This is a genomic window from Caballeronia sp. EK (assembly GCF_014384845.1).
Taxonomy (GTDB): Bacteria; Pseudomonadota; Gammaproteobacteria; order Burkholderiales; family Burkholderiaceae; genus Caballeronia; species Caballeronia jiangsuensis.
The window spans coordinates 35,703-61,652 of the sequence record NZ_JACSUE010000007.1; the positions used below are offsets into that span (position 1 = coordinate 35,703).

Genomic DNA, 25,950 nt, shown 5'->3' on the forward strand with positions numbered 1-25,950 from the left:
CTACGGAAAAACATGCGACATCTACAGCAGTTTTATATCGACGGCGAATGGGTCGAGCCTTTCGGCAGCACGCGTTTGCCTGTCATCGATCCATCGACGGAAGAAGTGATCGGCGAAGTCGCGCTCGGCGATGCACGCGATGTCGATCGCGCGGTGGCCGCGGCGCGGCGCGCGTTCGTATCGTTCTCGCAGACGCATGTGGAAGAACGCGTTGCGTTGCTCAAGCGCATGCTCGAAGCGTATATCGCGCGTTACGACGAGATGGCCGATGTCATCTCGCGCGAGATCGGCGCGCCGACGAAGCTCGCGCATGCATGGCAGGCCGCGCTCGGCAGGCGGCATATCGAGGAGACGCTGCGCACGGTCGAGCACTTCCCGTGGCAGCGCAGGAAGGGCACGACGCTCGTCAATCACGAACCGGTGGGCGTGGCCGCGCTCATCACGCCGTGGAACTGGCCGATCAATCAGATCGTGTGCAAGGTCGCGCCCGCGCTTGCGGCGGGATGCACGGTGGTGCTGAAGCCGAGCGAAGTATCGCCGATGAATGCCGTGCTGTTCGCCGAGATCATGGATGCGGCGGGCGTGCCCAAAGGCGTGTTCAATCTCGTGAATGGCGATGGACCGACCGTCGGCGCGGCACTGAGCGCGCATCCGGATGTCGATATGGTGTCGTTCACCGGATCGACGCGCGCGGGCATTGAAATCGCGAAACTGGCCGCGCCGACCGTGAAGCGCGTGCATCAGGAACTGGGCGGCAAGTCGGCGAACATTCTTCTCGACGATGTCGATCTCGAAGCCGCCGTGACCGCGGGCGTGAACTCGTGCTTCAGCAACAGCGGTCAATCGTGCAATGCGCCGACCCGCATGCTCGTGCCCGCATCGCGCCATGACGAGGCTGTCGAGATTGCCTTGCGCGCGGCTGGCAGGCATCGCGTGGGACCGGCCGGCGATCCGGCGACGACGATGGGCCCCGTGGTCAGCGAGGTCCAGTTCGGGCGCGTGCAGCGGCTGATCGATATTGGTATCGAAGAAGGTGCTTCGCTGGTGACGGGCGGCCCCGGACGTCCTGATGGACTCGTACACGGTTACTACGTGAAGCCGACGGTGTTCGCGAACGTGAATCCGTCGATGACGATCGCGCGCGAGGAAATCTTCGGTCCGGTGCTCGCGATCATGCCGTATCGCGATGAGGAAGAAGCGATCGCCATCGCCAACGACACGCCTTATGGATTGGCGGCTTATGTACAGTCGAAGGATCAGGAACGCGCGCGGCGTGTGGCGATGAAAATGCGCGCGGGCAGCGTCTATGTCAATTATCCGGCGTGGGATCCGGGCTCGCCGTTCGGTGGCTACAAACAGTCGGGGAATGGGCGTGAATATGGGGAGTGGGGGTTGGAGGCGTTTCTTGAGGTGAAGGGGATTGTGGGTTATGGCGAATAGTTGAGCGTGCGCGTGGCCGGTTCGCGTTTGTCATGCGCCGTGCCACGCAACACATCCGCCACGCGTTCCGCGATCATGATCGTCGGCACATTCGTGTTCGCGCACGGAATCGACGGCATCAGCGATGCATCGCACACGTGCAGACCTTCGACGCCATAGACCGCGCCGCGCGCATCGGTTACGGCCAACGGATCGTTCGACGCTCCCATGCGGCACGTCCCCGACGGATGCCAGGTGCCACCCACCGAACGCTTCACGAACGCCGTCATCGCGTGATCGTCTTCGAGCAGTTCGTCGATGGTCACGCCCTGCGTCACGACATGCTCGATCAACGGGCCGCGCAATGGTCCGGCGATATCGAGCAACGCGCTCAACGCGCCGCGCTGCACCGCGTTCCATGTACCCGGAACAGCCACCGCGGCCACGCGCGGCGAATAACTCGACGGAAAGATCGCGTCGCGATGCGCGTTCATCGATGGCGATGACAAAACGGAAGCGCCGAAGCGCAACGCAAGCTTGAGCCGTTCGAGATCGCGCGAATCGGAGAGCATGGCGAAATCGACATCGGGTTCATCGAATGCACTCGCCGATGCAAGCGTCACGCGCCCGCGCGAATACGACTTGTTGACCCAGAAGAAGATCGTGCCGAGTCGATATCCAACCGAATGCCAGCCCGAGCGCGACAGGATCGCGCCATGCATGTCGCCTTGAACGGTATTCGGCAAGCCGGAAGAGAAGCGCACGATCGCCTGCTCGTGATGTTCGTCCGCAAACGGCGTGCGCGCGGCGCGCGGCAGATACGCGGACACGGCAATCGACGGATGCTCCATCAGATTGCGCCCGACACCAGGACGATCCGCAAGCACGTCGATGCCGAGCGAGGCGAGCTCATCGGCGGGACCGATGCCGCTTCGCATCAGCAATGCAGGACTATGAATCGCACCCGCCGACACGATCACGCGATGCGCCTTCAGTTCTTCACGCGTGCCGTCCGCGTGCACGATGCGCGCGCCGGTCGCATGCTTGCCGTCGAACAGAATACGCTCGACGACTTCGCCTGTGCGTATCGTCAGGTTGCTGCGTGCGCGCGCGGCGTCGTCGAGATAACAGACGGAAGTCGGGATGCGTTCGCCCTTCGCACTGACCGCGATCGAACCGATGAACGTGCCGTCTTGCCACGGCCCGTTCTGATCGTCGTGCAACACATGACCGCTTTCGGCAAGCGCGCCAAGGACCGCGCGCACGAACGGCGATATGCGCGGCCACGGCGTTCGCTGAATACGCACGGGGCCATCGCTGCCGTGCAATGCGCCGCTGAAATCGCAATCCGTTTCGAGCGCGCGAAAGTAGGGCAGGCAAGTTCGCCAGTTCCAGCCCGACGCACCGAGCGCTTCCCATTCGTCGTAATCGGCGGGAGCGCCGCGATTGGCCATCAGTGCGTTGATGGCCGAGCCGCCGCCCAGAAGACGCGCCTGTTCGTAGCGTCGCGTGGTGGCGCTGCGGCTCATGCGCGCTTTCAATGTCTGCCAGATATTGCGCGTGTCGAGATACGCGCGGCCCGGATAACGGCTGCGAATGGCATCGGGCATCGTGTGCGCGGAGATATCGCGGCCCGCTTCGACGAGACATACGTTCGCGTGCGCATCTTCGGAAAGGCGCGCGGCCAGCACGCAACCAGCCGAGCCGCCGCCCAGAATCAGATAGTCCAACACGTGAGGCGCTTAAGGCCGCGCTACTGCATGAACTTGAGCCAGCGCGCCTTCGCCTGAATGCCCGGCTCCGATGCCCACCAGTCCTCCGACAGCAGCGCCTGCTTCGCCGCATTCGCTGGCGCGCTCGGCAATTCGGCCGCGCGTTTGTCGGTGATCTTGCCGGTCTTGAATGCGGCCGGATTGCCCGGGCCGTAGTCGATATACAGCGGCAGATTCGCCTGCAATTCCGGCGACAGGGCCGCGTTCAGGAAGCGCACGGCATCGTTCAGATTCGGCGCGTTCTTGAGGATGCAAAGCTGCGTGTTCTGCAGAATGCCGTCGTTGAACGTGAAGGCGACGTCCGGATCATCCTTCATCACGGCACTGGCGCGGCCATTCCAGATCATCGTCATATCGACTTCGCCGTCGTGCAGCAATTGCGCGGACTGTCCGCCCGAAGTCCACCATACGGTGATGTTCGGCTTGATCTCTTCGAGCTTCTTGAACGCGCGGTCCACGTCGAGCGGATAGAGTTTGTCGCGCGGCACGCCATCGGCGAGCAGCGCGGCTTCGAGCACGGTCATCGGATCGTTGCGCAGCGCGCGCGTGCCGGGGAAGTTCTTCACGTCCCAGAAGTCCTTCCAGCTTTGCGGCACCTTCTTGAGCGTCTTCTTGTTATAGCCGATGACGGTCGAATAGAACTCGTACGCGACCGAATACGGCGTGCGGTATTTCTCGGGGACCGTCGCCGCGTTGGGAATCTTCGAGAAATCGAGCTTTTCCAGCAGACCTTCGCGTCCACCGCGCAGGCAGTTGGAGGGCGGCGTATCGACGACGTCCCAGATCGGCTTGCCGGTCGCGCCTTGCGCCTTGATCTGCGGCCACGCGTCGGGAATGCTGTCCTGGTTGATCGTGATGCCGAGCTGTTTCGCGGCGGGGTCGAGAATCGCCTTGGTCTGCGCTTCCTGATACGCGCCGCCTTGCGACACGAACGTGATCTTGCCCGCCGCGAACGCGGGCGCCGCGCTTGCGATGGAGAGCAGCAAAGTCATGGCGAGCGGGCGAACGGCGAAGTGCGGACAGCGGAACCTTGCAATGTTCATCACGGCGTTTTCCTCGACACGGTTGAAGCGGATGTCTTGCGGATCGCGCGGTCCCGCATGGCTTCGACCGAAAGCGGAGACGGCGCGTGGATGACTAAAAATATATTGAGTCAAATACGCGGCGGCAACGCCGGAATTGTTGGAGTGACCATGACCTGATGTTATGTCAGTGAAATGGCCGCGTTCTGTCGCGGGTTCAGAAGATCACATAGACTTTGCGCATGGTTTCATCGACTTCCCATGTGCCTTCGGTGTTCGCGGCGAAGAAGAGCGTATCGCCGCCGGTGAAATGAATCGTGTCTTCACCGTCGGGGGTGAAGCGGCCGTTTCCCGCGAGGAAATGCATGACTTCCGCCTGTTTGACCGAACGGCGATACGTGCCGGGTGTGCATTCGAATACGCCGGTATCGATGGCCTCGCTGCCTGGGATGACTTTTTGCACGCCGGAGATTTTGATTTCCTGTGGGCCGGGAAGGCCCGCTGTGCCCCAGTTTTCTAATCCCTCAATCGCAATGCTCTGTTTGATCTGTTGAACTTTCATTGGTTCTGCCTTTGATGGTTTGGGTTTTTTTGCCGGATCCCGGAGTTTATGAAATCCTGATTTCGCGTCGGTTCATTAGCACTGCCCCTGTGCGGGGCGGCAGTCACTTTCTTTGCTGCTGCAAAGAAAGTAACCAAAGAAACAGCTATCCCCAGCCTAAGCACTTCATGCCGGCCGCGGCACAGGCGATTGGCCTAATGGCCCGGCAATAGCGAGTGCCCCCACAAGCAGACAAGGGCTTGGATCGCGCACGGTCTGACTCATCGCACCACAGAACAAACTGGTTCAGCATCAAATAGCTCCGGCCCGCTACGCGGCCGATGGGTCAATCGGGTCCGTGCGCGCTTCTTCTTCGATGGTTTCCCTCGCATACCCGACGGCAGCGCGGAGCGCAGTGCCGAAGCTATTTGGTGCTGAACCAGCGCCCTAAAACAACTGGCGCGGCAGACCGTGCGCGATCCAAGCCCGGTTGGTCCTTCGAGGGCGACACTTAGGCGAGTGCCACCGCGAGCTGGCAAGCATGGCCAACGTGCGTGTGACTGCGGGCCAGAACGAGCTGCTTTCTTTGGTTACTTTCTTTGCAGCAGCAAAGAAAGTGACCCCCGCCCCGGGGAGGGGCAGTGCTAATAGACCACCACGAACCCGGGATCCGGCGAAAACAAACTCCGCAAAATCTCTATTCCGATTGAATACGCTGTTCGATCCTGCCGAGCCGCACGACAGTCACTCCCGGACGTAATTGCCGCAATGAGGGCATGACGAGCATGCAATCGTCATAGGGCGTCTCGACAGCGGCCCCATCCGACCACCCGATCACGCTACCCGCTTCGGGAAACACTTCGAGCCCGGTGTACTCACCCGCAAAACGAAAGTCCATGCTCTTCGCGACAACGGGTTCCGTCACCCGCACGACGAGCATCTCCCGCGGCGATGCCTGAATCCACCCCGCAGGCAAATCATCCTCGTCGACGACACCGGAGAGCAGAAGAAACCGCGCAGTCACGTCGCGCGCCACGGTTACAGCGCCCGCTTCCCAGTGCTGTCCGCATTCGATAAGCAATGCATTCCTGCTGCTCGACGGATCGCCGAAGCCTTCGTAATCGCGCATGCGCCGTCCTTCGGGATGGCCTTCATCGCAGATGACGGTCGCGGGCGTGCCGAGTTGCGCCGACAATTCGATGCCTTTATCAAGCGGCCCCGCGACGATCAGCGGCTTGCTCTTCTCATGCATCGAATGAAGATCGAGCAGCAAATCGACGGTATCGATCACAGGCCGCATCGCGCGGGCGCGGCGCAGTTCGCTCGAATCGCGCGAGGTGTCATCGAGCGCTTGCGCAGTCCATACGCGATTGAAATCCTGATCGACGAAGCGCGATGCATCCGGCTTGTCCGCATCGAAGCGCGCGTATGCATCGACGTTCGCGAAGGCCAGCGTGAGCTTGCCGCGACGCGGCCTCAGTCGAGCGCGCAGCAACGCGTCGACGACGATCGCGCCGCACACTTCGTTGCCGTGCGTGAGCGCGTTGATCATCACATGCGGACCGTCGATGCCCGAGTCGAACGTATGCACATACGGCACACCCGCGTTGCCCGCTGCATGCGCGCCGATATCGGGAAACGTGATCTCGATCGGATAGGCGTTCATTCGAGTCCGCCCTGGCAGAGATATTTGATCGACAGATAATCGTCGAGGCCATACTTCGAGCCTTCGCGTCCATAACCCGATTCCTTCACGCCGCCGAACGGCGCAGCTTCGCTCGAAATCGCGCCTTCGTTGATGCCGACGAGTCCCGCTTCGAGCAGACGCGACACGCGATCGATGCGCTTCAGGTTCTGGCTATAGAAATAGGCGGCGAGGCCGAAGGGCGTATCGTTCGCGACGCGGATGGCTTCGGCTTCATCGTCGAAACGAAAGAGCGGCACGACCGGGCCGAAGGTTTCCTCGCAGCTCAATTGCATGTCGGGCGTGGCGCCGGTGAGCACGGTCGGCGCGTAATAGTTCGGGCCGAGTTCGGCGAGACGCTTGCCGCCCGTGAGCGCGCGTGCGCCGCGTTCGACTGCGTCGCTTACGTGACGTTCGATCTTCTCGACCGCGCGCGCGTTGATCATCGGGCCGATCTGCGCGTCGGGGTCCGTCGCGGGGGCGACCTTCAATGCGGCGACGCGCTTCGCCAGCAGATCGGCGAACTTGTCGTACACGGACGACTGCACGTACACGCGATTCGGGCACACGCAAGTCTGTCCGCCATTGCGGAATTTCGATGCCATCAGTCCCGCGACGGCGGCGTCGAGATCGGCGTCGTCGAATACGATGAAGGGCGCATTGCCGCCGAGTTCCAGCGACAGCTTCTTCAACGTGCCCGCCGATTCGCGTGCGAGGTACTTGCCCACCGGCGTCGAGCCCGTGAAGGTGATCTTGCGCACGCGGCCATCTTCGAGCCAGTCGCCGACGGCTTCCTGCGCATTCTCGCGCGATGCGCCGATCAGATTCAACGCACCCGCCGGCACGCCTGCTTCATGCGCGAGCAGCACCAACGCGAGCGCCGTGAGCGGCGTGTCTTCGGCAGGCTTGCCGACCACCGTGCAACCCGCCGCGAGCGCAGGCGCGATCTTGCGCGCGATCATCGCGAGCGGGAAATTCCACGGCGTGATCGCCGCGACGATGCCAACCGGCTCCTTCACCGCGCTCATGCGCTTGCCGCGCTGCTGCTGCGGAATGATGTCGCCGTAGATGCGCGTGGCTTCATCCGCGAACCATGCGACATACGACGCGCCGTACATCACTTCGCCGCGGCCTTCCGCGAACGGCTTGCCCTGTTCGAGCGAGATCAGACGCCCGAGCGCATCCGCGTTTTCGACGATCAGCGCATGCCAGCGATGCAGCACGGCCGCGCGATCTTTCGGCAGCGTATCGCGCCACGCGGGAAAGGCGCGCGCGGCGGCGTCGGTGGCGGCGCGGGCGTCGGCGGGGCCGCTGTCGGCCACTTGCGCGATGACATCGCCCGTCGCGGGATCGGTGACGGCGAAGCGCTTGCCGCTCGCGGCGGGAACCCATTTGCCGTCGATGAAATTGTCGGCGCGAATCAGATCGCTCAACTCGTATCGTTGCGTCATGATGGTCTCCGGAATGTTCAGCCGAGCAGGCGCGCAATGGCCGTGCCGACTTCCGTCGTGTTCGCGCGGCCGCCGAGATCGCCGGTATGCGGCCCTTGCTTGAGCACGGTTTCGATGGCGGAGAGCATCGCGTCGTGCGCGTCGCGTTCGCCGAGGAATTCGAGCATCATCGCCGCCGACCAGATCATCGCGACCGGATTGGCGATGTTCTTGCCCGCGATATCCGGCGCGGAACCATGCACCGGCTCGAACAGCGACGGGAAGTTGCGCTCCGGGTTCATGTTGGCCGAAGGCGCAATGCCGATCGTGCCCGTGCATGCCGGACCGAGGTCCGAAAGAATGTCGCCGAAGAGGTTCGTCGCGACGACCACATCGAAGCGATCCGGGCTCAGCACGAAGCGCGCGCACAGAATGTCGATGTGCTGCTTGTCCCACTTGATCTCGGGATACTGCGCGGCGATTTCGGCGGCGCGCGAATCCCACCACGGCATGCTGATCGAAATGCCGTTGCTCTTGGTGGCGACGGTGAGTTTCTTCTCGCGTTTTTGCGCGAGATCGAACGCGAACTTCAATACGCGTTCTGCGCCCTTTCTCGTGAAGATCGATGTCTGCGAGACGAACTCGCGTTCCGTGCCTTCGAACATCGTGCCGCCGACGGACGAATACTCGCCCTCGGTGTTTTCGCGCACGATCATGAAGTCGATGTCGCCCGCCTTGCGGTTCGCGAGCGGCGAGGGCACGCCGTCGAAAAGACGCGCGGGCCGCAGGTTGATGTACTGATCGAACTCGCGGCGAAACTTGAGAAGCGAACCCCACAGCGAGATGTGGTCCGGCACGGTGTCAGGCCAGCCGACCGCGCCGAACAGAATCGCATCGGCGTCTTGCAGTTGCGCCTTCCAGTCGTCGGGCATCATCTGGCCGTGCTGCGCGTAGTAATCGCAACTCGCCCACTCGATATGCCGGTACTCCAGTTCGATATTGAAGCGCTTGCTCACGGCATCGAGCGCGCGCAATGCTTCGGGCATCACTTCCTTGCCGATGCCGTCGCCCGGAATCACGGCAATACGATATTTGCTGGACATGTGCTACTCCGCGTGAAGATGATCGACGATAAAAAGCACGCACGTGCAAAACGCGCGTGCGTGCATTCGTTCATGAGAAGAATGAGGCGCGCGCCTCAGTGATGATGCTGCGAGAAGAGCGTTTCGAGCGGATAGTGCGTTTTCACGAACGCCGTCTTGATGATGACATAGCTGAAGTACTTTTCGATGCCGATGCCACGCTCCAGCAGTCCTTCCACAATGCTCTGGTAATGGCTTACGCTGCGCGTGACGAACTTGAGCAGATAGTCGTAGCCGCCGCTCGCGAGATGACATTCGACGATCTCGTCGACATCCTTCACGGCATTCACGAAGTTGATGAAGTCTTCGCGGCGATGATCCGCGAGCGTGACTTCGGTGAAGACCACCTGCACGTCGCCGAGCTTCTCGAGTTGAATCTGCGCGCCGTAGCCGACGATGAAACCCGCCTTTTCCAGCCGCTTCACACGAATCAGGCAAGGGCTGGGCGACAGACCGACCGCATCGGCGAGCTCCACGTTCGTGATGCGCCCGCGCTTCTGCAATTGCGAGAGGATACGCAGATCGATTCGGTCCAGCTTGCTGTCGGTGCTCATCGCGGCGGGTTCGGTCTCGCATGTCGGCGGTCGGTCGATGTTATCACGCAGCCGCGCGGGAGCTGAAGCCCGATCCGCCCTTCAACGCATCGCGTACTTCGCTCTGCGCGAGCACGTCGTCGAGCGTTTTCGTGAGGCGCTCGAACAGCATGTCGAAGTTCGCTTGCGTGTAGCACAGCGCCGGCGCGAAGCCGAGGATGTTGTCGCCGAACGCGCGAAACACGAGGCCGTTGCCATACGCGGCTGCGGCGATACGGTCGGGCAGCTTGAGCGATGCATCGAAGCCGCGCTTGCTTTCCTTGTCGGCGACGAGTTCGAGCGCGCCGAGCAAACCGCGATGACGCGAGTCACCGACGAGCGGATGTTCGAGCAATGCGTCGAGCCCTTGCGCGAAACGCGGCGCCTGCGCCTGGCCGTTCGCGAGCAGGCCGCCTTCATGATAGAGCCGCATCACTTCAAGGCCGATGGCCGCGCTCACCGGATGCGCCGAATACGTGTGGCCATGACCGATGACCGCGGACGCATCTGCGCCATCGGCGATGCCTCGATAGACCGCGTCGGACATGAGGACCGCGCCCATCGGCGCATAGCCTGCGGTCAAGCCCTTCGCGACCGTCATCAGGTCCGGCTCGACGCCTTCGCCTTCGCACGCGAAGAGCGGACCCGTTCGGCCGAAGCCGGTGATCACTTCATCGGCGACGAAGAGGATATCGAGCTTGCGGCACGCATCGCGCATCGCTTTCAGCCAGCCCGACGGCGGCACGATCACGCCGCCCGAGCCTTGAATCGGCTCGCAGAAGAATGCGGCGACGTTGTCCGCGCCGAGCTCCGCGACCTTCGCTTCGAGCGCCTGCACCGATGCTGCGATGAGCGCGGCATCGTCGGCGTAATCGTTGCGATACGCATACGGCGAAGGAATGTGATGCTGCGTCGCGAGCGGCAGATCGAAGTTGCGATGGAACGCGGGCAAGGCGGTCAGTCCCGCGCCGATCGACGACGATCCGTGATAACCGCGTTGCAGCGCGATGCAATGCTTCTTCGACGGACGCCCCGTCGCGTTGTAGTAGTGCGTGATGAAGCGCAGCGCGGAATCGACGGCATCCGAGCCGCCGAGCGTGAAGTACACGTGTTGCAGCGACGCGGGCGCGAGCTCGACGAGCTTTGCGGCCAGTTCGATCGCGGGTTCGGAGCCGAAGTGGAAATAGCTCGTGGCGTAGGGCAGTTTCGTCATCTGCTTCGCAGCGGCCTCGACGATGCTCGCGTGCCCGTAACCCGTGTTCACGCACCACAGGCCGGAGAACGCGTCGAGCAACTGTTTGCCTTCGATATCGCGCAGGAACACGCCATCGGCGGAATCGAGCACGGTGACGCCGCGTGCCTCATGCGCGCGATAGCTGACGACGGGATGAATCAGATGTTGACGGTCGGACTCGACAAGCGACTTGATCGGCATGATGCGGCTCTCTCTTCTCGAAGGGGGCGGAATGGCTCTTGACCGTTTCATACTATCGGCAGAGCCGTATCGCGCGCATCGCCAAAAAAATCGCCAAAAAGTGAATTCGCGGTTTTTTTCGGGGGGCGCGCAGCATTTTGTGCTGCGCGCCCCGGAGGACGGTTCAGTAGCCGCGCGTGCGGTCGATTGCGCCGATCATGCGTTCTCCCGCACGATGGCGGCGCAGGTTCTCCAGCACCACATCGACGGCGGTTTCCGGCCGCGTCGCGCTCGCGATATGCGGCGTCAGGCGCACGCGCGGATGCGTCCAGAACGGATGCGTCGGCGATAAAGGCTCGGGATCGGTGACGTCGAGGATCGCGGCATGGAGATGACCGCTGTCGAGCGCATCGAGCAGATCCTGCTGAATCACCTGCGGGCCGCGCCCCACGTTGATGAACGATGCGCCTTTGGGCAGCGTCTCGAACACGTGTTTGCCGATGAGGCCGCGCGTCGCATCCGTGAGCGGCAGCAGGCACACGAGGATATCGGTGCGCGCGAGGAACGTATCGAGCGATTCGACGCCCGCATGACATTCGACGCCTTCGATCTCATGCGGCGAACGGCTCCATCCGGCGCAATCGAAGCCGAAGAGACGCAGCGTTTTCAGCACCGCCGTGCCGAGCATGCCGAGCCCGAGCACGCCGACGCGCCGCGTCGAAGCGGCGCGCACGGGCATCTCGCGCCAGACGCGCTCGCGTTGCTGCGCGGCGTAATCGAAGAGATCGCGATGAATGGTGAGCACGGCCTGCGTCACGTATTCGACCATGCCTTCGACGATGCCCGGCTCGGTCATCCGCACGACGGCGACATGCGGCGGCACGCCCGACAGATCGAACTGATCGATGCCCGCGCCCACGGAGAAGATCACTTCGAGATTGGGGAATGTCTGCATGACGTCGGCGGGCGGCTGCCATGCGGCGAGATAGCGGACGGCTGCGGGATCGCCGATGTCGGGCCACACACGGAACGTCACGTCCGGCGCTTTCTGCGCGAAGTGCTGCGCCCATTGGCGGCCGCGTTCGGGATCGGCTTTATAGAGGATCGTCATGGGTATCAGCCCAGCGCCTGATTGATGATCGCGAATTGCGCGACGGACGCATCGTGCGGCGGCGTGCCGTTGCGCGCCATCTTGATGACCGTGTCCACACGTTTGAGCCCGATGCCTTCGAGCCAGTCCGACAGACCGCTTTCATCCGGCGTATCGATGCGCGTGAACGTGCCTTCGCGAGACGCGAGCGTATGCGCGATGAGCGCCTGCGCGCGGCGTTGCTGCTGTTGATCCGTGGTGACGGCAACCACCGGTCCGATCGCGTGACCGCGCCCGAACTCGCGGATGAGCGAGAAGCCGATCACTTCGCCATCGCGTTCGAGCACGACGCCGCGCGCGACGTTCAACAGCGCGGGCAGCAACGCGCTTCGGTCGAGTCCGTTCGCGCGCGATGCGAGATCGACGATGGCTTGCGTATCGCCCGGTTCGATCGCGCGCAGCCGTTCGCCTTGCGGCAGGTCGATTGCGGGTACAGCGAAATCGGCGGATTGATGCTGATGGATCGCGCCGATGCGTTTGAACCCGAGCTTCGCGTAAAGCGGTTCGCCCGCGGGCGTCGCGTGCAGCACGGTGATGCGGTTGCCGAGCGCTTCGAGCAGCAGTTCCATCAGCTTGCGGCCGATGCCCTTGCCTTGGCAGTCGGGCGCGACGATCACCATGCCGAGCGATCCGCCATCGTCGCCGTATGTCCAGAAGAGCGCGGTGCCGACCACGCGCTCGCCGTCCTGCGCGATGAAACCCGCGCCGGCGTCGAGCACGAAGCGCCAGTCGTCGGCGCGATGCGGCCATTTGACTTCGACCGAGAGCGCATGCGCCGCGGCGATGTCATCGGCGGTGAAGGGGCGATAGAGAAGAGCGGATGTTTCGGCGGCGGACACGGCATGCTCCACATGAGAGGATGCCCGCCACTTTGACACGCGGCTTAGGCGCGCGGATAGGACGATCCTGTTGCGTCAGGCGCTCGCTGTGCGCCCGCGCATCCCGAGCCATGCCAGTCCGGCCGCGCCGAGTCCCAGCGCCGCCACCGCGATCCATAACGCGATGGAAAAGGAGCCGGTGTGCGCGGCGATCGGTGCTGCGACGAGCGGTCCCGCGATCTGTCCCACGCCGTACGCGGCGGTCGCGTATCCCATCAGGCCGGCGGCGGCTTCACCGCGCAATCGGCGCGCCTCGCGCATCGCGAACAAGGTGATCGCGGTGAACGGCAAGCCCAGCAGCGCGCTGCCGATACCGAAGCCGAGCGCGCTCGGAAACACGATGCCCAGCAAGATGCCGAGCGCCTGGATCACATAGCACGCCGCCGACAAGAACCGGTTGTCCCACGACAGCGGCAGCCGCGCGGCGATCAGCGCACCTGCGATCAGCGCCAGTCCGAACGCCGGCCAGAACAGGTCGGGCCACGGCGAGCCCGGCAACGCCTGTCGCGCGATGACGGGAAGAAACGTCGCGGTGATGATGTAACCGAAGCCCGCGAGGCTGTAGAGGCCGACGAGCCCGATCGAATCGGCGCGCGCCGACGCGGGCGCCGCGCGCTCGGGCACGTGTGCGCGACCACGCGTCGATGGCGCCCGATGAGCGAGCGTCTTCCACACGATCGCGCCCGCCACGCCCGACGCGATCGCGAATCCGATCCATACCGAAGGCGCTGGCACGCCGAGCGCGGCGGCCGCCGCGCCGAGCAAACCGGTCGCCACGATGCCGACGCCGGGCCCCGCGTAGATCACGCCGCCGAGGCCGTGCGCGTCGAGTTCGGCGAGCCGCCGCAAGCCCCACTGCGACGCGAACACGAAGGCCCAGGCGCTGACGACGCCCGCCGCGAAGCGTATCGCGGCCCACAGCCAGAAGAGATGGACGACGCCCATCGCGAGCGTCAGCACGATCGTCCACGCGAGCGCGAGGCGCACCATGCGCGCGTGGTCGATGCGGATCGCCGCGCACGACAACGCGCCGATCAAGTAGCCCGCGTAATTCGCCGATGCGAGCCAGCCGCCGTGGCGGATATCGAGCGCGCCGCTTTTCAGCATCAGCGGAAGCAGCGGCGTGAAGGCGAATCGTCCGACGCCGAGCGCCACCGCGAGCACGACGGCGCACGCCAGCGCGGCATTTCGCGCGTGATGGGCGGGCAGCGACGAGGCTTGTGCGGGCGAGGAGGCCATGAGGCGATCAGCGAAGCGGTAATGAACGCATCCTAACTTGACCGATGTATCTTGAAAAATGAATAATCGAGATGCAATGAATCTTCTGGAAAGATCATGGATCTATCGGCATTGACCATTTTTCGGGCCGTCGTGCGCGAGAACGGCGTGACGCGGGCGGCGGCGAAGCTCAATCGCGTGCAGTCGAACGTGACGACGCGCATCCGTCAGCTTGAGGAGACGCTCGGCACGGACCTTTTCATTCGCGATGGCCGGCGTCTCGTGCTGACGCCGGCCGGCGAGACCTTGCTGCCCTATGCGGAACGTCTGCTCGCGCTCGCCGAGGAAGCGCGTCACGCGGTCAGCGAGAATCGTCCGCAGGGGCGTCTGCGGCTCGGGACGATGGAAAGCACGGCCGCGAGCCGCCTGCCGCGCGTGCTCGCGACTTACCATCAGCGCTGGCCGCAGGTGACGCTCGAACTGGCGACGGGCGTGACACGCGCGCTCATCGAAAGCGTGCGCACGTTCGAAGTGGACGCGGCGGTGATGGCGCGTCCGATCGAGCCCGACTCGCTTCCCCCCGAGCAGTTCGAGTTCGTGCCGGTGTTCGAGGAAGAGCTGGCGCTGGTCACGCCGCGCGGACAGCATCCGGCGACGACGGCGCGCGAGGCGGCGGGTCTGACGCTGGTGGCGTTCGAGCGCGGCTGCGCTTACCGCTCATACGCGATGCGCTGGTACGAGCAGCAGGGCATCCGACCGGCGCGGGTGCTGGAGCTGGGTTCGTATCACGCGATCGTCGCGTGCGTGGCGGCGGGAGCGGGCGTCGCGGTGGCGCCGCGTTCAGTGCTCGAACTCGCGCGGCTGGATGGCGAAGTGGATCTGCATCCGATGGGCGAACTCGGCCGCGTCGATACGCTGCTCGTGTGGCGCAAAGGGCACTTCTCGGCGGCGCTCAACGCGATGCGCGATCTGCTGGTAAGCGGGTCGAGTTGAGTTCGCACATAATCGATATCAGCGATTTGAACCCTGACGCGAGGCCGATCCATGCAACTGCAAACGGGTAACCTGTTCGGCGTCGAAGCAAAGCGCGGCGTCGAAGAGCGGATCGACATGCTCGTCACGGGGCAGCGCCTGAACGTGGAGCGGATCGTGTCGATGGGACACGCGAGTCCTGAAGGCTTCTGGTACGACGACTCGCGCGCCGAATGGGTCGTGCTGCTGTCGGGAGCGGCCACGCTCGAGTTCGAGGAGAACTCGACGCGGCACGACATGCGTCCGGGCGACTACGTGCTGATCGAGCCGCATTGCCGGCATCGCGTCGCGTGGACGGATGCCGACGAGCAAACCGTCTGGCTCGCGATCTATTTCGAACGATGAAGGCGCGTCGAGTTTCACGCGACTCGGGCTCAAAGCAGACGAGGGTCCTGCGTCGCGGGTTGCGGCGCTATCTGCAGCGGCACCGGAATGTGCAGCTCCTTCAGGAGCGCGGCAGCGCCGGGCCACGACGCCGGCAGCGTCGGCAATCCGGGAAGCGTGTTGCCGCCGCCGGGCAAGGTCACATGGGCGATGCCGCCGCGCACGGCGGACATCGCATCGCGATCGATGGTATCGGCGCGGGGCAGATCGGTGATGGTCAGAGTGGTCATGGCTGGTCTCCTGGCAAAAGTGAAGTGAATGACGACATGCAAATCGCCACTCATTCATTTGCACGCGCCATGCCAACGAGTGCGAAAGTCCCTGCCTATAAGCGTCGAGCAATTTATTCGAGCGCGCACGCGTGTCACGCGACGGCTCGCGAGCGACAGTTCGATTGCTCGATGTCGGCGCAAGGCAGACATTCGCCCGTCAGTTCATTTGCTGAACCCACTGACTTCGCCAGGCCGGTGCTTCGAATGGACTCGAAAAGTATTGGGTTTCGTGAATCACCTTGCCGTCGCGGAATTCCATGATGCTGACCGTAAAGGCCGCCTGTCCCTGATACGAGATCATGTATTCGGTGATCCAGAGATTGCCTTCTCCCTGAATCCGTTTGACATCGAAACCGGACGGCTTGTCCGGATGATGTCCCCGCAATGCCTGCAAGTTCGCCCGTCCGCGTATGCGTTCGCCTGACTGGGGATAATCGCAGATGGCATCGTCATCGTAGATGTCGTGCTCGGCGTCGAGGTCGCCGTTCGCCGATGCGAGCCAGTGCGCATTCAGCGTTTCTCGAATCTGCTCTTCACTCATGGCGTGGCTCCGGATATCGTTCGCGCCGCAATTACTGCGGGCTGCGCGGAATAAAACCGGGGCTGCCCGTCTTCACGACCTCGTTGAACCGCTGCCGCGTCTCGATCCGGTTGATCTCGTCGAACGCGTCTTCCGGAAGCGCGGATACATCGAGATTCTCGCGTGCGCGCTCCGCTGTCTTGGGCGTCGTGAGCAACGCGCCGCCGCGCTGAATCGCCCAGGCAAGCAGTACCTGCGCCGGCGTCTTGCCGATTCGCGCGGCGATTCGCGTAACGACGGGGTCTTCGAGCGGCCCTGGCCTGATGCCATGACCCAATGGCGCGAAGGCCAGAAACACGATCTGATTTTCCTTGCAGAAGTCCAGAAGCTCTGTTTCCGGAAGATACGGATGAGCCTCGACCTGTACCACTGCGGGTTTGATTCGCGCCGCTTCGTAAAGCCCTCGCAATTGGTCCAGGCCGATATCGGATAGTCCTATGGCGCGGCATTTTCCCTGATCGACGAGACGCTCCATCGCGCTCCACGTATCGCGCAGAGTCACGCCTTTATCGTAAATGACGGCGCCGTTCTGATCGCGCGGATCCTGCTCATCGCCTGGCTGAAATGCAAACGGCGTATGAATCAGATAGAGATCGAGAAACTCGACGCCGAGCCTTTCACGGCTTCCTTCGAAAGCCGCTTCGACACGCTCCGGCCGATGATTGGAATTCCATAACTTTGTCGTGACGAAGATATCTTCGCGCGCAATTCCGCCATTCGCGAGCCCTGTGCGCAGAGCCTCGCCTACTTCACGCTCGTTTCGATACCGCTCGGCGCAATCGAAGTGTCGATAGCCGGCTTCCAGTGCTTCCCGGGTGGCACGAAGAGTCGTGGCCCCATCGGGAATGAGTGTGCCGAATCCGAGCGCGGGCATAAGGCCGCTCCCGTGATTGAGCGCCAGTTTTCTGGTCCGAAAATCGCTCTGCTCGATCATGGCGATACTCCGTATTTCTTCACGATGCATTCGTGAACACCCGATACCCGAATCAGTCTATGCGCCGATTCGAGCACGTGCAACGGAAGCGGCCAGATGTTCTCGAATGCAGATATAGTGCCTCGTGATGCGCGCGTCATCTGCACGAATGTTCAGTTTGACAAATCAGGCTCAGCGAGGAGTGACGAAACTCATGATCAAGCTCGGGGTGCTCGGCGTCGGCGATCTGACCGAGAAGATGATTCGAGGATTACATCGCAGCGGCAGCGACACGACGTTTCTTCTTTCGCCCAGAAGCCGCGCAAGAGCGGAAAGTCTCGCGAAAGATATCGGCTGCACGTTGATGCGCGATAACCAGGAAGTCGCGGATGCCGCTGATGTCGTCCTCATCGGCGTTCGTCCGGGACAACTCGGCGAGCTCGCGCAGGAAATCAGCTTGAGGCCCGGCATCCCGCTCATTTCCGTTGTCAGTGGCGTGCCGGTCGGCGATTTGCAGCGGATGTTCGGCGCACGGGAATGCACGCGCGCCATGTTGTCCCTCGCTGCCGAGATCAACCGCTCGACGGTCGCGGTCTATCCCGCCGATTCAGCGATGGCGCCGTTGCTCGCCGCGCTGGGCAATCCGGTGCTGCTTGCAACCGAACGCGAATTCGAACTCGCCACGGTCGGCGCATGCATGAACGGATGGTTTTATTTCCTGCTCCACGACTTGCAGCAATGGTTCGTTCAGAAGGGCTTCGCACCCGACGATGCAAGACAACTCGTGCTCAGTGGCGTCGAAGACTGCGTGGCTTACTCGCGATACAAAGCTTCGTCGGGCATCGGCGAAATCGGTTCATCCATCGCGACGGCGGGCACCTATACGGCACAAGGTCTGGATGTGCTGGAAAGGCTCGGTGGCAACGCGGCGTGGAAAGCCGCATGCGAGCACGTGTTCGAGCAACTGACCGCGAAGGAACACGTTCATTCGAACTCGAACTCGAAGTCGCGCCGCGAGTAGAAGCGCTGGAGTTCGTGCTTCTTCGGCCGCACACCGGTAAAGACTTCGACGTACTCCGGAATGCGCATCATGCGGACGGACATGTCTTCGTGAGGCTTCGTCGAGACATAGCCGGCCTGCGTGAAATACGCGACGCGCGCGCGGACATCGGCGGCGCGCGGCTCATAGTCGAATCGCTCGAATAGCGCAGTCAGCGCCTCGATGCGCTGCGCGTCGTCCTGAGCCATGTGCTCCGCGATGTCCGGCGATTGCTGCGCCCAGTTGCGGATCGCGGCCTCGAAGCGCGAGTCGAAGATCGTGTCGTCGAACCAGCAGTCGAACACGTTCAGGATCGCTTCGCACACGCTGTCCGCATACGCTTCCGTACGTTCGATCCAGTTGCCCGTGTTCTTCTGTTTCCATCGGTCGAGCAGCGCGGCCAGCAATTCTTCACGATCCTTGAAGAACCAGTAGAAACTCGTCCGCGAAAGATTCAGCTTTTTTGCGAGCGGAAGAATGCGGACCGCCTCCACGCCACCTTCCAGAAAGCCTTCATACGCCGCATCGAGCCACATGTCGGCGGAGCCGCGCACCACGTCGAGCGTCTCGTCCATTTCGTTATTTCCTCCGCTTTGACGACTCCAATGTACACCATTGTCTCCCTACTTGACACATGTGTACAGAGGTTCTACTCTTGATTCACAACAGGCGTTTCGTCCCCACTCGCTTCGATGAGGCATCCATGTCCACGGACCCGCTGCTGCAGCCGTACACGCTGAAACACCTTACTTTTCGAAACCGGATCATGACGACGTCGCATGAACCGGCGTACGCCGAGGACGGGATGCCGAAGGCGAGCTACCGCGCGTACCACGTCGAACGGGCCAGGGCGGGTCTCGCATTGACGATGACGGCGGGTTCCGCGGCGGTTTCGAAGGACAGTCCGCCGGTCTTCAACAACATCCTCGCGTACAAGGATGAAGTCGTTCCGTGGATGAAGGATCTCGTCGACGAGTGCCACGAGCACGGCGCGAAAGTGATGATCCAGTTGACGCATCTCGGCCGCCGCACGCGCTGGGACAAAGGCGACTGGCTGCCGGCCGTCTCGCCGTCGCACAACCGCGAACCCTCGCACCGCGCTTTTCCGAAGAAGCTGGAGGACTGGGATATCGAGCGCATCGTCCGCGACTTCGCCGATGCGGCGGAGCGCATGAAGGCCGCCGGGCTCGACGGGCTGGAAATCGAATCGTACGGTCACTTGATGGACCAGTTCTGGTCGCCGCTGACGAATACGCTCGAAGGTCCGTATGGCGGCTCGCTGGAAAACCGCATGCGCTTCACGTTCGACGTGCTGCGCGCGATGCGCGAGCGCGTCGGCGAGCGCTTTCTTCTCGGCATCCGCTATACGGCCGACGAAATGCTGGCAGGCGGCATCACGAAGGAGGAGGGCATCGAGATTTCGAAGCGCCTGAAAAACAGCGGTCTCGTCGATTTTCTGAACGTGGTTCGCGGCCATCTGGATACCGACGCCGGGCTCACCGATGTCATCCCCATCATGGGCATGAAGAGCGCCCCGCACCTCGATTTCGCGGGTGAAATCCGGCAGGCGACGGACTTCCCTACGTTCCATGCGGCGCGCATTCAGGACGTCGCGACCGCGCGCCATGCGATCGAGTCGGGCAAGATCGACATGGTCGGCATGACGCGCGCGCATATGACCGATCCGCATATCGTGCGAAAGATCATCGAGCGCAGGGAGGACGATATCCGGCCTTGCGTGGGCGCGAATTACTGCCTCGATCGCATCTATCAGGGCGGCATGGCGCTGTGCATCCACAACGCCGCGACGGGCCGCGAACTGGAGATGCCGCACACGATCAAGCCTGCCGCGACGAAGCGCAGGATTGTCATCGTGGGCGCGGGGCCCGCGGGTCTCGAAGCGGCGCGCGTCGCGGGCGAGCGCGGGCACGATGTCGTCGTGCTGGAAGCGATGAACGATCCCGGCGGCCAGATTCGCCTGACCGCGCAGAACGTTCGCCGCAAGGAGATGATGGGCATCGTCGACTGGCGCATGGCGCAGTGCGAAAGGCTCGGCGTGCGGTTCAGGTTCAATACGTGGGCCGACAACGAGACCGTGCTGGCGGAGAATCCGGATGTGGTGATCGTCGCGACCGGCGGCATGCCGCACACGGAAGTCTGCACCGAAGGCAACGAGCATGTCGTCTCTTCGTGGGACATCATTTCCGGCGATGTGAAGCCCGGCGCGAATGTCTTGATCTTCGACGATGCCGGCGATCACGCCGCGCTTCAGGCAGCCGAAACGATCGCGCAGGCCGGCGGCAAGGTGGAAGTGATGACGCCCGACCGCTCGTTCTCGCCCGAAGTCATGAGCATGAACCTCGTGCCCTACATGCGCTCGCTGCAGAAACTCGCGACCACATTCACGGTGACGTTCCGCCTCGAATCCGTGCGCCGCGAGGGCGGCGAACTGGTGGCGACGATCGGCAGCGATTACGGCGGCGTGAAGAAAGAGCAGCGTCACGATCAGATCGTCGTCAATCACGGCACCATTCCGATGGACGAACTGTACTTCGAGCTGAAGCCTTTGTCGTCGAACCTCGGCGCGGTCGATTACGACACGCTCATCGACGGCAAGCCGCAAGTCGTCGAACGGAATCCGGAAGGGCGCTTCCAGCTCTTCAGGATCGGAGATGCGGTGGCGGCGCGCAATACGCACGCCGCCATCTACGATGCGCTTCGTCTAGTGAAGGACCTATAAGCGTTACTTCTCGATCTGCTGATTCCAGCGCTGATCCCACTGGGCGCGATTCGCGTTGATCGTGTCCCAGTCCACCACGGTCACTTTCTTCACGAGCGCGTTCAGGTCGCCGAGATTCTTCTCCATCTCCGGCGTCATCTTCGCCTGCGTGTTGGTGGGAATCTGCTTGCCGGCTTCGGCGGCCTTCGTTTGCGCGGGCGCGGACAGGAGGAACTGCGCGAGCTTCTGCGCGAGCGCGGGATCGGGATTGTTCTTCACGACGCACACATCGACGAGCAGCAGCACCGCGCCTTCCTTCGGCGCGACATACGCAACCGGCAGACCCTTGTCCTTCAGATCGCCGATGGCGGTCGGCGTGAGCGGAAAGAGGCCGGCTTCGCCCGTCGTGATCATCTCCGAGAGCTTCGCCGAATTCGGAATGTACTCGACGACGTTCGGGCCGACCGTCGTCGCCCATTTGGAAAAGCCCGGCTCGACGTTCTTCTCGCTGCCGCCGAGGATGCGGTTGATCGCAAGGAAGCCGTGCAGGCCGAACGTGCTGCTCGACGCCGACTGGAACACCACCTTGCCCTTGTACTTCGGATCGGCGAAGTCCATCCACGAAGTCGGCGGCGCCCAGCCTTTTTCCTTGAAGAGCTTCGTGTTGTAGCCGATGCCGGTCATGCCGAGCTGCACGCCCGCGCCCATGTCGTCCTTCAGGCGCGCGAACGGATAGAGCTCCTTGAGCACGGGCGCATCGTCGAGCTTCTGGCACACGCCCATGCTGACGGCGCGCGCCATCACGCCGTCATCGAGGAACGCGACGTGGATCTGCGGACTGTTGCGGTTCGCGAGCAGTTTCGCGAGCACGTCGGACGACGTGCCCGGCACCACGACGACCTTCACGTTGTTGGCTTTCTCGAACTCGGGGAGGACCTGGCTGGTGTAGGCCTTTTCCATCGGTCCGCCGTTCATGCCGATATAGATCGTCTTGCTCTGCGACCAGGCGGACGACGTGACACCGAGCGCGACGAGCGCGGCGAGCGAAACGAGTGTGCGGGGCAGCTTCATCGTGAGTTTTCCTTGTTCTGATTTAGTGAGTGACGGGTAGAGGCATCGAACTGAACCGTCCGATCGAGAAGGCGTCGATCGGCGTGCTGGTCGCGCCCTGCGTGACCAGTTCGGCGAGCACTTCGCCGACGCCGGGCGCGAGCAGAAAGCCGCCGCCCGAAAAACCGAAGGCATGCAGAAGACGCGGCGTGGTGCGGCTCGGCCCAATGATCGGATTGCTGTCGGGCGTCTCGCCTTCCACGCCGCTCCATGTGCGGATCAGGAGCGCATCGCGCAGGGCGGGCAACAGCGCGCAGGCGTCGCGCATCACGGCGCGCGTCGTGGCCGTCGATGGCTGCGCGTACTCGCCATCGCCATGTCCGCGTCCGCCGCCGATCACGCAGTTGCCGCGTTCGACCTGACGCGCGTAGATGCCGCCGCCGACCACGCCGAGACTGTGCCCGATAAAAAGCGGCAGCGGCTCGGTCACCCACATGTTCGGATAGATGGGCTTCATCGGCGCGCTTTCGCCGAAGCTGCCCGCGATGCGGTTCGCCCACGCGCCCGCGCTGTTGACGAGCCAGTCGGAACTGATGCGCTCGTTGCCCGCGCGCATCTGAAAGCGCGTGCCGTCGAAGGTGATGTCGGCGAGCTCGGTCTGCTCGCGCACGTCGGCGCCCGCGCGCCGGGCGGCATGCGCGAAACCCGGCGAGACGAGACGCGGATTCGCGTGGCCGTCGCTCGGGCAGAGCGAGCCGCCGATCGCCGCCGTTCCGAGCCACGGATAGCGCTTGCGGAATGCGGCGCCGCTCATCACCTGCGATTGAACGCCGTGTTCGCGCGCCATCGCGGACCATCGATCGAGCACGTCGAGATCGGCTTCGTAGCGCGCGAGACGCAGATGACCCGACATGACCATCTCGCCGTCGATGCCGATCAGCTCGGGCAGGCGGCCATACACGCGCCGCGCGCGCACGGCGAGCGGCAACTGTTCTTCCGTGCGTCCCTGCGTGCGCACGCCGCCGTAGTTCACGCCGCTCGCCTGCGCGCCGCAGAAGCGCCGTTCGATCAGCGCGACGCGCATGCCCGCTTTGGCGAGCGCAAGCGCCGTCGACGAGCCGACGAGCCCGCCGCCCGCGATCACCACATCGTAATGACTCACACCCGGACGCGCGTCACTCATCGTGGGCTTCCTCGGGCTGCACCTGCACGCCGTCGTCGTAGAGCATCGGTGTGATCGGGATGGGTTTGATGGGCGCCTGGCTGCGCAGACGGCCGACCTCGGCGAGCGGCTTGCCGGTTTCGGCGGCGAGGAGCGCAATGGCGGATTCGCCGCACATGCGGCCCTGACAGCGGCCCATGCCGATGCGCGTGAGCGCCTTCAGCCGGTTGACTTCCGTGGCGAGGCCGCTGCGGATGCACGCGCGCATCGTGCCGGCGGTGACTTCCTCGCAGCGGCACACGATCATGTCGTCGGGCCAGTCCTGCGCGGCGTTCGCGGGCGGCGCGAACGCATGCTCGATGCCCGCGCGGAAAACGGCGATGCGTTCGAGTTCGCGTTCGAGCTTCGCTGCATCGGGCTGAGCGCGTTCGTGCGCCATGATGCCGATGTCTTCGATCAGCGCGAGCGCGGCGCGCCGTCCCGCGAGCTCGGCGGCGTCCGCACCGGCGATGCCCGCGCCGTCGCCGGCGAGATACACGTTGCGTTCCGAGCTGCGGCCCGCTGCGTCGCGCTCGGGAAGCCAGCAGCGATTGAGCGCGTCGAAGCGGAAGCGGCATCCGGCGAGATCCGCGAGTTGCGTTTCGGGGCGCAGGCCGAAGCCCATGCCGACGGCATCGCAGTCGAGCGTGCGTGGCTCGCCGCGATGCGTGCGCCAGCGGATGCCGCGCACGGCATCGTCGCCGTCGATGTTATCGAGCGTCACGCCACGTTCGATACGCACGCCATGCGCCTGCAGCCATGCGACGTAATACAGGCCCTTGGCGAACGTCGCAGGCTGGTTCAAGAGGCGCGGCGCGGCGGCGGCCTGACGCGAGAACGGGCTGGTGTCGAGCACGGCAGCGACCCGCGCGCCTGCTTTCGCGTATTGATAGGCGACGAGATACAGGAGCGGCCCGGTGCCCGCGAACACGACGCGCGAACCGATCGCGCAGCCTTGCGCTTTCAACGCGACCTGCGCGCCGCCGAGCGTGAAGACGCCCGCGAGCGTCCAGCCGAGCAGCGGCACGATGCGATCCGTCGCGCCGCTCGCGATGATCAGATGCGTGAACGGCACGCTCGCCTCGCGTCCCGCGTGAAGCGTGTCGAGGCGGCTCTGCTCGCACGCCCACGCGAGCGTGTCGGGGCGATAGTCGATCTTCGGCAGCAGCTTCGCCATCGCGCCGTGCACGGCTTCGGCCTTCTTCGCCTCGAAGCCGTAGAGCGTCGCCGCGCTGCGTTTGAAGCCCGCGTCGGCGGGCGGCTGCCGATAGATCTGTCCGCCCCAGCGCGCGTTTTCATCGATGACGACCGGTCGCAATCCCGCCGCGACGAGCGTCTCCGCCGCGCGAATGCCGGCCGGTCCGGCACCGACGATCACCACACGATGCGCGCCGTTCATCGCACGTCCTCCGTGACGACACGCATGCCCGCTTCGATGCGCGTCGAACATGCGCGCATGCGCTTGCCGTCCTCGCCGCGCACCCAGCAGTCCTGACACGCGCCGATCAGGCAGAAGCCCGCGCGCGGCTTGCCGCTGAATTCGCTGTGCCGCACATGCCTTTGATGCATGAGGATGGCGGTCAAAAGCGTATCGCCCGCGAGCGCTTCGGCCGGCACGCCATCGAGAACGAAGGGAATGCGTGCGCGCTCGGTCTCATTGAGACGAACGAACTGCGGCGCATGATGAATCGTTGCGGTGCTCATGAGAGTGGGTTCAGTGCTGGCCGATCAGAATGCGGTTGAGCCCGTACACGCGGTCGAGAATCAGCATCGCGCCCGCGGTGATGAAGATGACGAGCGCCGAGACGGACGCCATCATCGGATCGATCGATTCGGTCGCGTACATGTACATGCGCACCGGCAGCGTCACCGTTTGCGGCGACGTGACGAAGACCGACATCGTCAGCTCGTCGAAGCTGTTGATGAACGCGAGCAGCCAGCCGCCGGTGATGCCGGGCAGGATCATCGGCAGCGTGACGCGGCGGAAGGTCGTCCACGAACTTGCGCCGAGCGACGATGCGGCGTGCTCGATGCTGCGGTCCATGCCGCTCACCGACGCGAGCACGAGCCGCATCACGAACGGCGTGATGATGACCATGTGCGCGAGGATCAGCCACGCGAACGAGCCGGTTGCGCCGATCAGCGCGAAGAAGCGCAGCATCGCGATGCCGAGCACGAGGCCGGGAATCACGAGCGGCGAGAGCAGCAGCCCGTTCAGGAAGCCGCGTCCCGGAAAGCGCGCGCGGCCGATCGCGAGTCCGGCGGGCAACGCGATCACGAGCGACAGCGTCGCCGATGCGAATGCGAGCTTCACGCTGTTGAAGAACGCCGAGATGAAGTCGGGATAATCGAGAATCGCGCGGAACCAGCGCAGCGAGAGGCCGTGCGTGGGAAGCGTCAGCGTTTCTTCGGGCGTGAACGCGACGAGCATGACGATGACGAGCGGCGCCAGCACGAACAGGATCACGATCGTATGGAACGCCAGCGCGACGGGACCGTTTTTGCGCATGATGGATCG

Annotated in this window: 25 protein-coding genes; 5 read left to right on the plus strand and 20 right to left on the minus strand. The window is 63.6% G+C overall.

What is annotated here, in order from left to right:
- Positions 1–12: 12 nt before the first annotated feature.
- Positions 13–1,440 (plus strand): aldehyde dehydrogenase family protein, encoded by a 1,428-nt coding sequence (locus IAG25_RS21575; RefSeq protein WP_187606666.1) that lies wholly within the window; start codon positions 13–15, stop codon positions 1,438–1,440.
- On the opposite strand, the gene IAG25_RS21580 is transcribed toward IAG25_RS21575, so the two are convergent.
- The 11 genes from IAG25_RS21580 to IAG25_RS21630 all read right to left on the minus strand — a co-directional run bounded on the left by IAG25_RS21580 (position 1,428) and on the right by IAG25_RS21630 (position 14,263).
- A complete protein-coding gene (locus IAG25_RS21580; RefSeq protein ID WP_187606667.1) occupies positions 1,428–3,152 on the minus strand; it encodes a GMC family oxidoreductase in 1,725 nt (574 codons plus the stop codon). The two genes, IAG25_RS21575 and IAG25_RS21580, sit on opposite strands and share 13 nt — an antisense overlap.
- 20 nt (positions 3,153–3,172) lie before the next feature.
- On the minus strand, positions 3,173–4,234 hold the full coding sequence (locus tag IAG25_RS21585; RefSeq protein ID WP_035503834.1) for an ABC transporter substrate-binding protein: 1,062 nt from the start codon (positions 4,232–4,234) through the stop codon (positions 3,173–3,175).
- Between the two features lie 196 nt (positions 4,235–4,430).
- Positions 4,431–4,775: a cupin domain-containing protein gene (locus IAG25_RS21590; protein WP_187606668.1), complete on the minus strand. Its 345-nt coding sequence runs from the start codon at positions 4,773–4,775 to the stop codon at positions 4,431–4,433.
- A gap of 676 nt (positions 4,776–5,451) precedes the next feature.
- Positions 5,452–6,420 carry a M14 family metallopeptidase gene (locus IAG25_RS21595; protein WP_187606669.1) on the minus strand — a complete coding sequence of 323 codons (969 nt, stop codon included), beginning with the start codon at positions 6,418–6,420 and terminating at the stop codon, positions 5,452–5,454.
- The gene (locus tag IAG25_RS21600; RefSeq protein WP_187606670.1) at positions 6,417–7,889 is read right to left on the minus strand and encodes an NAD-dependent succinate-semialdehyde dehydrogenase; all 1,473 of its coding nucleotides are present in this window, start codon (positions 7,887–7,889) and stop codon (positions 6,417–6,419) included. The genes IAG25_RS21595 and IAG25_RS21600 overlap by 4 nt, the downstream gene beginning before the upstream one ends.
- 17 nt (positions 7,890–7,906) lie before the next feature.
- Entirely contained in the window at positions 7,907–8,971 is a 1,065-nt protein-coding gene (locus tag IAG25_RS21605; protein WP_187606671.1) for a tartrate dehydrogenase, read from the minus strand.
- 95 nt (positions 8,972–9,066) lie between these two features.
- The gene (locus tag IAG25_RS21610) at positions 9,067–9,564 is read right to left on the minus strand and encodes an Lrp/AsnC family transcriptional regulator (RefSeq protein ID WP_187606672.1); all 498 of its coding nucleotides are present in this window, start codon (positions 9,562–9,564) and stop codon (positions 9,067–9,069) included.
- 43 nt (positions 9,565–9,607) lie between these two features.
- Positions 9,608–11,017 (minus strand): aspartate aminotransferase family protein, encoded by a 1,410-nt coding sequence (locus IAG25_RS21615; protein WP_187606673.1) that lies wholly within the window; start codon positions 11,015–11,017, stop codon positions 9,608–9,610.
- A 163-nt stretch (positions 11,018–11,180) separates the two neighbouring features.
- Complete coding sequence (locus tag IAG25_RS21620; RefSeq protein WP_187606674.1) at positions 11,181–12,107, minus strand: 2-hydroxyacid dehydrogenase; 927 nt, start codon at positions 12,105–12,107, stop codon at positions 11,181–11,183.
- Positions 12,108–12,112: 5 nt separating this feature from the next.
- A complete protein-coding gene (locus IAG25_RS21625; RefSeq protein ID WP_187606675.1) occupies positions 12,113–12,985 on the minus strand; it encodes a GNAT family N-acetyltransferase in 873 nt (290 codons plus the stop codon).
- A 75-nt stretch (positions 12,986–13,060) separates the two neighbouring features.
- On the minus strand, positions 13,061–14,263 hold the full coding sequence (locus IAG25_RS21630; protein WP_187606676.1) for a YbfB/YjiJ family MFS transporter: 1,203 nt from the start codon (positions 14,261–14,263) through the stop codon (positions 13,061–13,063).
- A gap of 96 nt (positions 14,264–14,359) precedes the next feature.
- Between IAG25_RS21630 and IAG25_RS21635 the strand changes: the two genes are divergently transcribed.
- Positions 14,360–15,235, plus strand: a complete 876-nt coding sequence (locus IAG25_RS21635; RefSeq protein WP_187606677.1) for a LysR family transcriptional regulator — start codon at positions 14,360–14,362, stop codon at positions 15,233–15,235.
- Positions 15,236–15,286: 51 nt separating this feature from the next.
- Positions 15,287–15,619: a cupin domain-containing protein gene (locus IAG25_RS21640; RefSeq protein WP_187606678.1), complete on the plus strand. Its 333-nt coding sequence runs from the start codon at positions 15,287–15,289 to the stop codon at positions 15,617–15,619.
- 29 nt (positions 15,620–15,648) lie between these two features.
- On the opposite strand, the gene IAG25_RS21645 is transcribed toward IAG25_RS21640, so the two are convergent.
- From IAG25_RS21645 to IAG25_RS21655, 3 genes are all read right to left on the minus strand, one after another.
- Positions 15,649–15,888 (minus strand): hypothetical protein, encoded by a 240-nt coding sequence (locus IAG25_RS21645; protein ID WP_035503817.1) that lies wholly within the window; start codon positions 15,886–15,888, stop codon positions 15,649–15,651.
- A 199-nt stretch (positions 15,889–16,087) separates the two neighbouring features.
- Positions 16,088–16,471 (minus strand): nuclear transport factor 2 family protein, encoded by a 384-nt coding sequence (locus IAG25_RS21650; protein WP_187606679.1) that lies wholly within the window; start codon positions 16,469–16,471, stop codon positions 16,088–16,090.
- A 31-nt stretch (positions 16,472–16,502) separates the two neighbouring features.
- Complete coding sequence (locus IAG25_RS21655; protein ID WP_187606680.1) at positions 16,503–17,444, minus strand: aldo/keto reductase; 942 nt, start codon at positions 17,442–17,444, stop codon at positions 16,503–16,505.
- A 193-nt stretch (positions 17,445–17,637) separates the two neighbouring features.
- Here IAG25_RS21655 and IAG25_RS21660 point away from each other — a divergent pair, with 193 nt between their 5' ends.
- Positions 17,638–18,444, plus strand: coding sequence for an NAD(P)-binding domain-containing protein (locus IAG25_RS21660; RefSeq protein ID WP_187606681.1), 807 nt, complete (start codon positions 17,638–17,640; stop codon positions 18,442–18,444).
- Here IAG25_RS21660 and IAG25_RS21665 read toward each other — a convergent pair.
- Complete coding sequence (locus tag IAG25_RS21665) at positions 18,408–19,037, minus strand: TetR/AcrR family transcriptional regulator (protein WP_187606682.1); 630 nt, start codon at positions 19,035–19,037, stop codon at positions 18,408–18,410. The two genes, IAG25_RS21660 and IAG25_RS21665, sit on opposite strands and share 37 nt — an antisense overlap.
- Positions 19,038–19,165: 128 nt before the next feature.
- On the opposite strand from IAG25_RS21665, the gene IAG25_RS21670 reads away from it, so the two are divergent.
- A complete protein-coding gene (locus IAG25_RS21670) occupies positions 19,166–21,202 on the plus strand; it encodes an NADH:flavin oxidoreductase (RefSeq protein ID WP_187606683.1) in 2,037 nt (678 codons plus the stop codon).
- A 3-nt stretch (positions 21,203–21,205) separates the two neighbouring features.
- Here IAG25_RS21670 and IAG25_RS21675 read toward each other — a convergent pair whose 3' ends face one another.
- The 5 genes from IAG25_RS21675 to IAG25_RS21695 are packed head-to-tail and all read right to left on the minus strand — an operon-like array spanning position 21,206 to position 25,941.
- Positions 21,206–22,252 carry an ABC transporter substrate-binding protein gene (locus IAG25_RS21675; protein ID WP_035503809.1) on the minus strand — a complete coding sequence of 349 codons (1,047 nt, stop codon included), beginning with the start codon at positions 22,250–22,252 and terminating at the stop codon, positions 21,206–21,208.
- Positions 22,253–22,274: 22 nt separating this feature from the next.
- Positions 22,275–23,414, minus strand: coding sequence for an NAD(P)/FAD-dependent oxidoreductase (locus IAG25_RS21680; protein WP_187606684.1), 1,140 nt, complete (start codon positions 23,412–23,414; stop codon positions 22,275–22,277).
- The gene (locus IAG25_RS21685; RefSeq protein WP_187606685.1) at positions 23,407–24,831 is read right to left on the minus strand and encodes an FAD/NAD(P)-dependent oxidoreductase; all 1,425 of its coding nucleotides are present in this window, start codon (positions 24,829–24,831) and stop codon (positions 23,407–23,409) included. The genes IAG25_RS21680 and IAG25_RS21685 overlap by 8 nt, the downstream gene beginning before the upstream one ends.
- The gene (locus IAG25_RS21690; RefSeq protein ID WP_187606686.1) at positions 24,828–25,136 is read right to left on the minus strand and encodes a (2Fe-2S)-binding protein; all 309 of its coding nucleotides are present in this window, start codon (positions 25,134–25,136) and stop codon (positions 24,828–24,830) included. The genes IAG25_RS21685 and IAG25_RS21690 overlap by 4 nt, the downstream gene beginning before the upstream one ends.
- Positions 25,137–25,146: 10 nt before the next feature.
- Entirely contained in the window at positions 25,147–25,941 is a 795-nt protein-coding gene (locus IAG25_RS21695; protein ID WP_187606687.1) for an ABC transporter permease, read from the minus strand.
- Positions 25,942–25,950: the final 9 nt, after the last annotated feature.

Coding starts and splice junctions, on each gene's coding strand:
- IAG25_RS21575 (WP_187606666.1), top strand. CDS start 13: ATGCGACATCTACAGCAGTTTTATATCGACGGCGAATGGGTCGAGCCT.
- IAG25_RS21585 (WP_035503834.1), bottom strand. CDS start 4,234: ATGAACATTGCAAGGTTCCGCTGTCCGCACTTCGCCGTTCGCCCGCTC.
- IAG25_RS21590 (WP_187606668.1), bottom strand. CDS start 4,775: ATGAAAGTTCAACAGATCAAACAGAGCATTGCGATTGAGGGATTAGAA.
- IAG25_RS21595 (WP_187606669.1), bottom strand. CDS start 6,420: ATGAACGCCTATCCGATCGAGATCACGTTTCCCGATATCGGCGCGCAT.
- IAG25_RS21600 (WP_187606670.1), bottom strand. CDS start 7,889: ATGACGCAACGATACGAGTTGAGCGATCTGATTCGCGCCGACAATTTC.
- IAG25_RS21605 (WP_187606671.1), bottom strand. CDS start 8,971: ATGTCCAGCAAATATCGTATTGCCGTGATTCCGGGCGACGGCATCGGC.
- IAG25_RS21610 (WP_187606672.1), bottom strand. CDS start 9,564: ATGAGCACCGACAGCAAGCTGGACCGAATCGATCTGCGTATCCTCTCG.
- IAG25_RS21615 (WP_187606673.1), bottom strand. CDS start 11,017: ATGCCGATCAAGTCGCTTGTCGAGTCCGACCGTCAACATCTGATTCAT.
- IAG25_RS21620 (WP_187606674.1), bottom strand. CDS start 12,107: ATGACGATCCTCTATAAAGCCGATCCCGAACGCGGCCGCCAATGGGCG.
- IAG25_RS21630 (WP_187606676.1), bottom strand. CDS start 14,263: ATGGCCTCCTCGCCCGCACAAGCCTCGTCGCTGCCCGCCCATCACGCG.
- IAG25_RS21635 (WP_187606677.1), top strand. CDS start 14,360: ATGGATCTATCGGCATTGACCATTTTTCGGGCCGTCGTGCGCGAGAAC.
- IAG25_RS21640 (WP_187606678.1), top strand. CDS start 15,287: ATGCAACTGCAAACGGGTAACCTGTTCGGCGTCGAAGCAAAGCGCGGC.
- IAG25_RS21645 (WP_035503817.1), bottom strand. CDS start 15,888: ATGACCACTCTGACCATCACCGATCTGCCCCGCGCCGATACCATCGAT.
- IAG25_RS21650 (WP_187606679.1), bottom strand. CDS start 16,471: ATGAGTGAAGAGCAGATTCGAGAAACGCTGAATGCGCACTGGCTCGCA.
- IAG25_RS21655 (WP_187606680.1), bottom strand. CDS start 17,444: ATGATCGAGCAGAGCGATTTTCGGACCAGAAAACTGGCGCTCAATCAC.
- IAG25_RS21660 (WP_187606681.1), top strand. CDS start 17,638: ATGATCAAGCTCGGGGTGCTCGGCGTCGGCGATCTGACCGAGAAGATG.
- IAG25_RS21665 (WP_187606682.1), bottom strand. CDS start 19,037: ATGGACGAGACGCTCGACGTGGTGCGCGGCTCCGCCGACATGTGGCTC.
- IAG25_RS21670 (WP_187606683.1), top strand. CDS start 19,166: ATGTCCACGGACCCGCTGCTGCAGCCGTACACGCTGAAACACCTTACT.
- IAG25_RS21675 (WP_035503809.1), bottom strand. CDS start 22,252: ATGAAGCTGCCCCGCACACTCGTTTCGCTCGCCGCGCTCGTCGCGCTC.
- IAG25_RS21680 (WP_187606684.1), bottom strand. CDS start 23,414: ATGAGTGACGCGCGTCCGGGTGTGAGTCATTACGATGTGGTGATCGCG.
- IAG25_RS21685 (WP_187606685.1), bottom strand. CDS start 24,831: ATGAACGGCGCGCATCGTGTGGTGATCGTCGGTGCCGGACCGGCCGGC.
- IAG25_RS21690 (WP_187606686.1), bottom strand. CDS start 25,136: ATGAGCACCGCAACGATTCATCATGCGCCGCAGTTCGTTCGTCTCAAT.
- IAG25_RS21695 (WP_187606687.1), bottom strand. CDS start 25,941: ATGCGCAAAAACGGTCCCGTCGCGCTGGCGTTCCATACGATCGTGATC.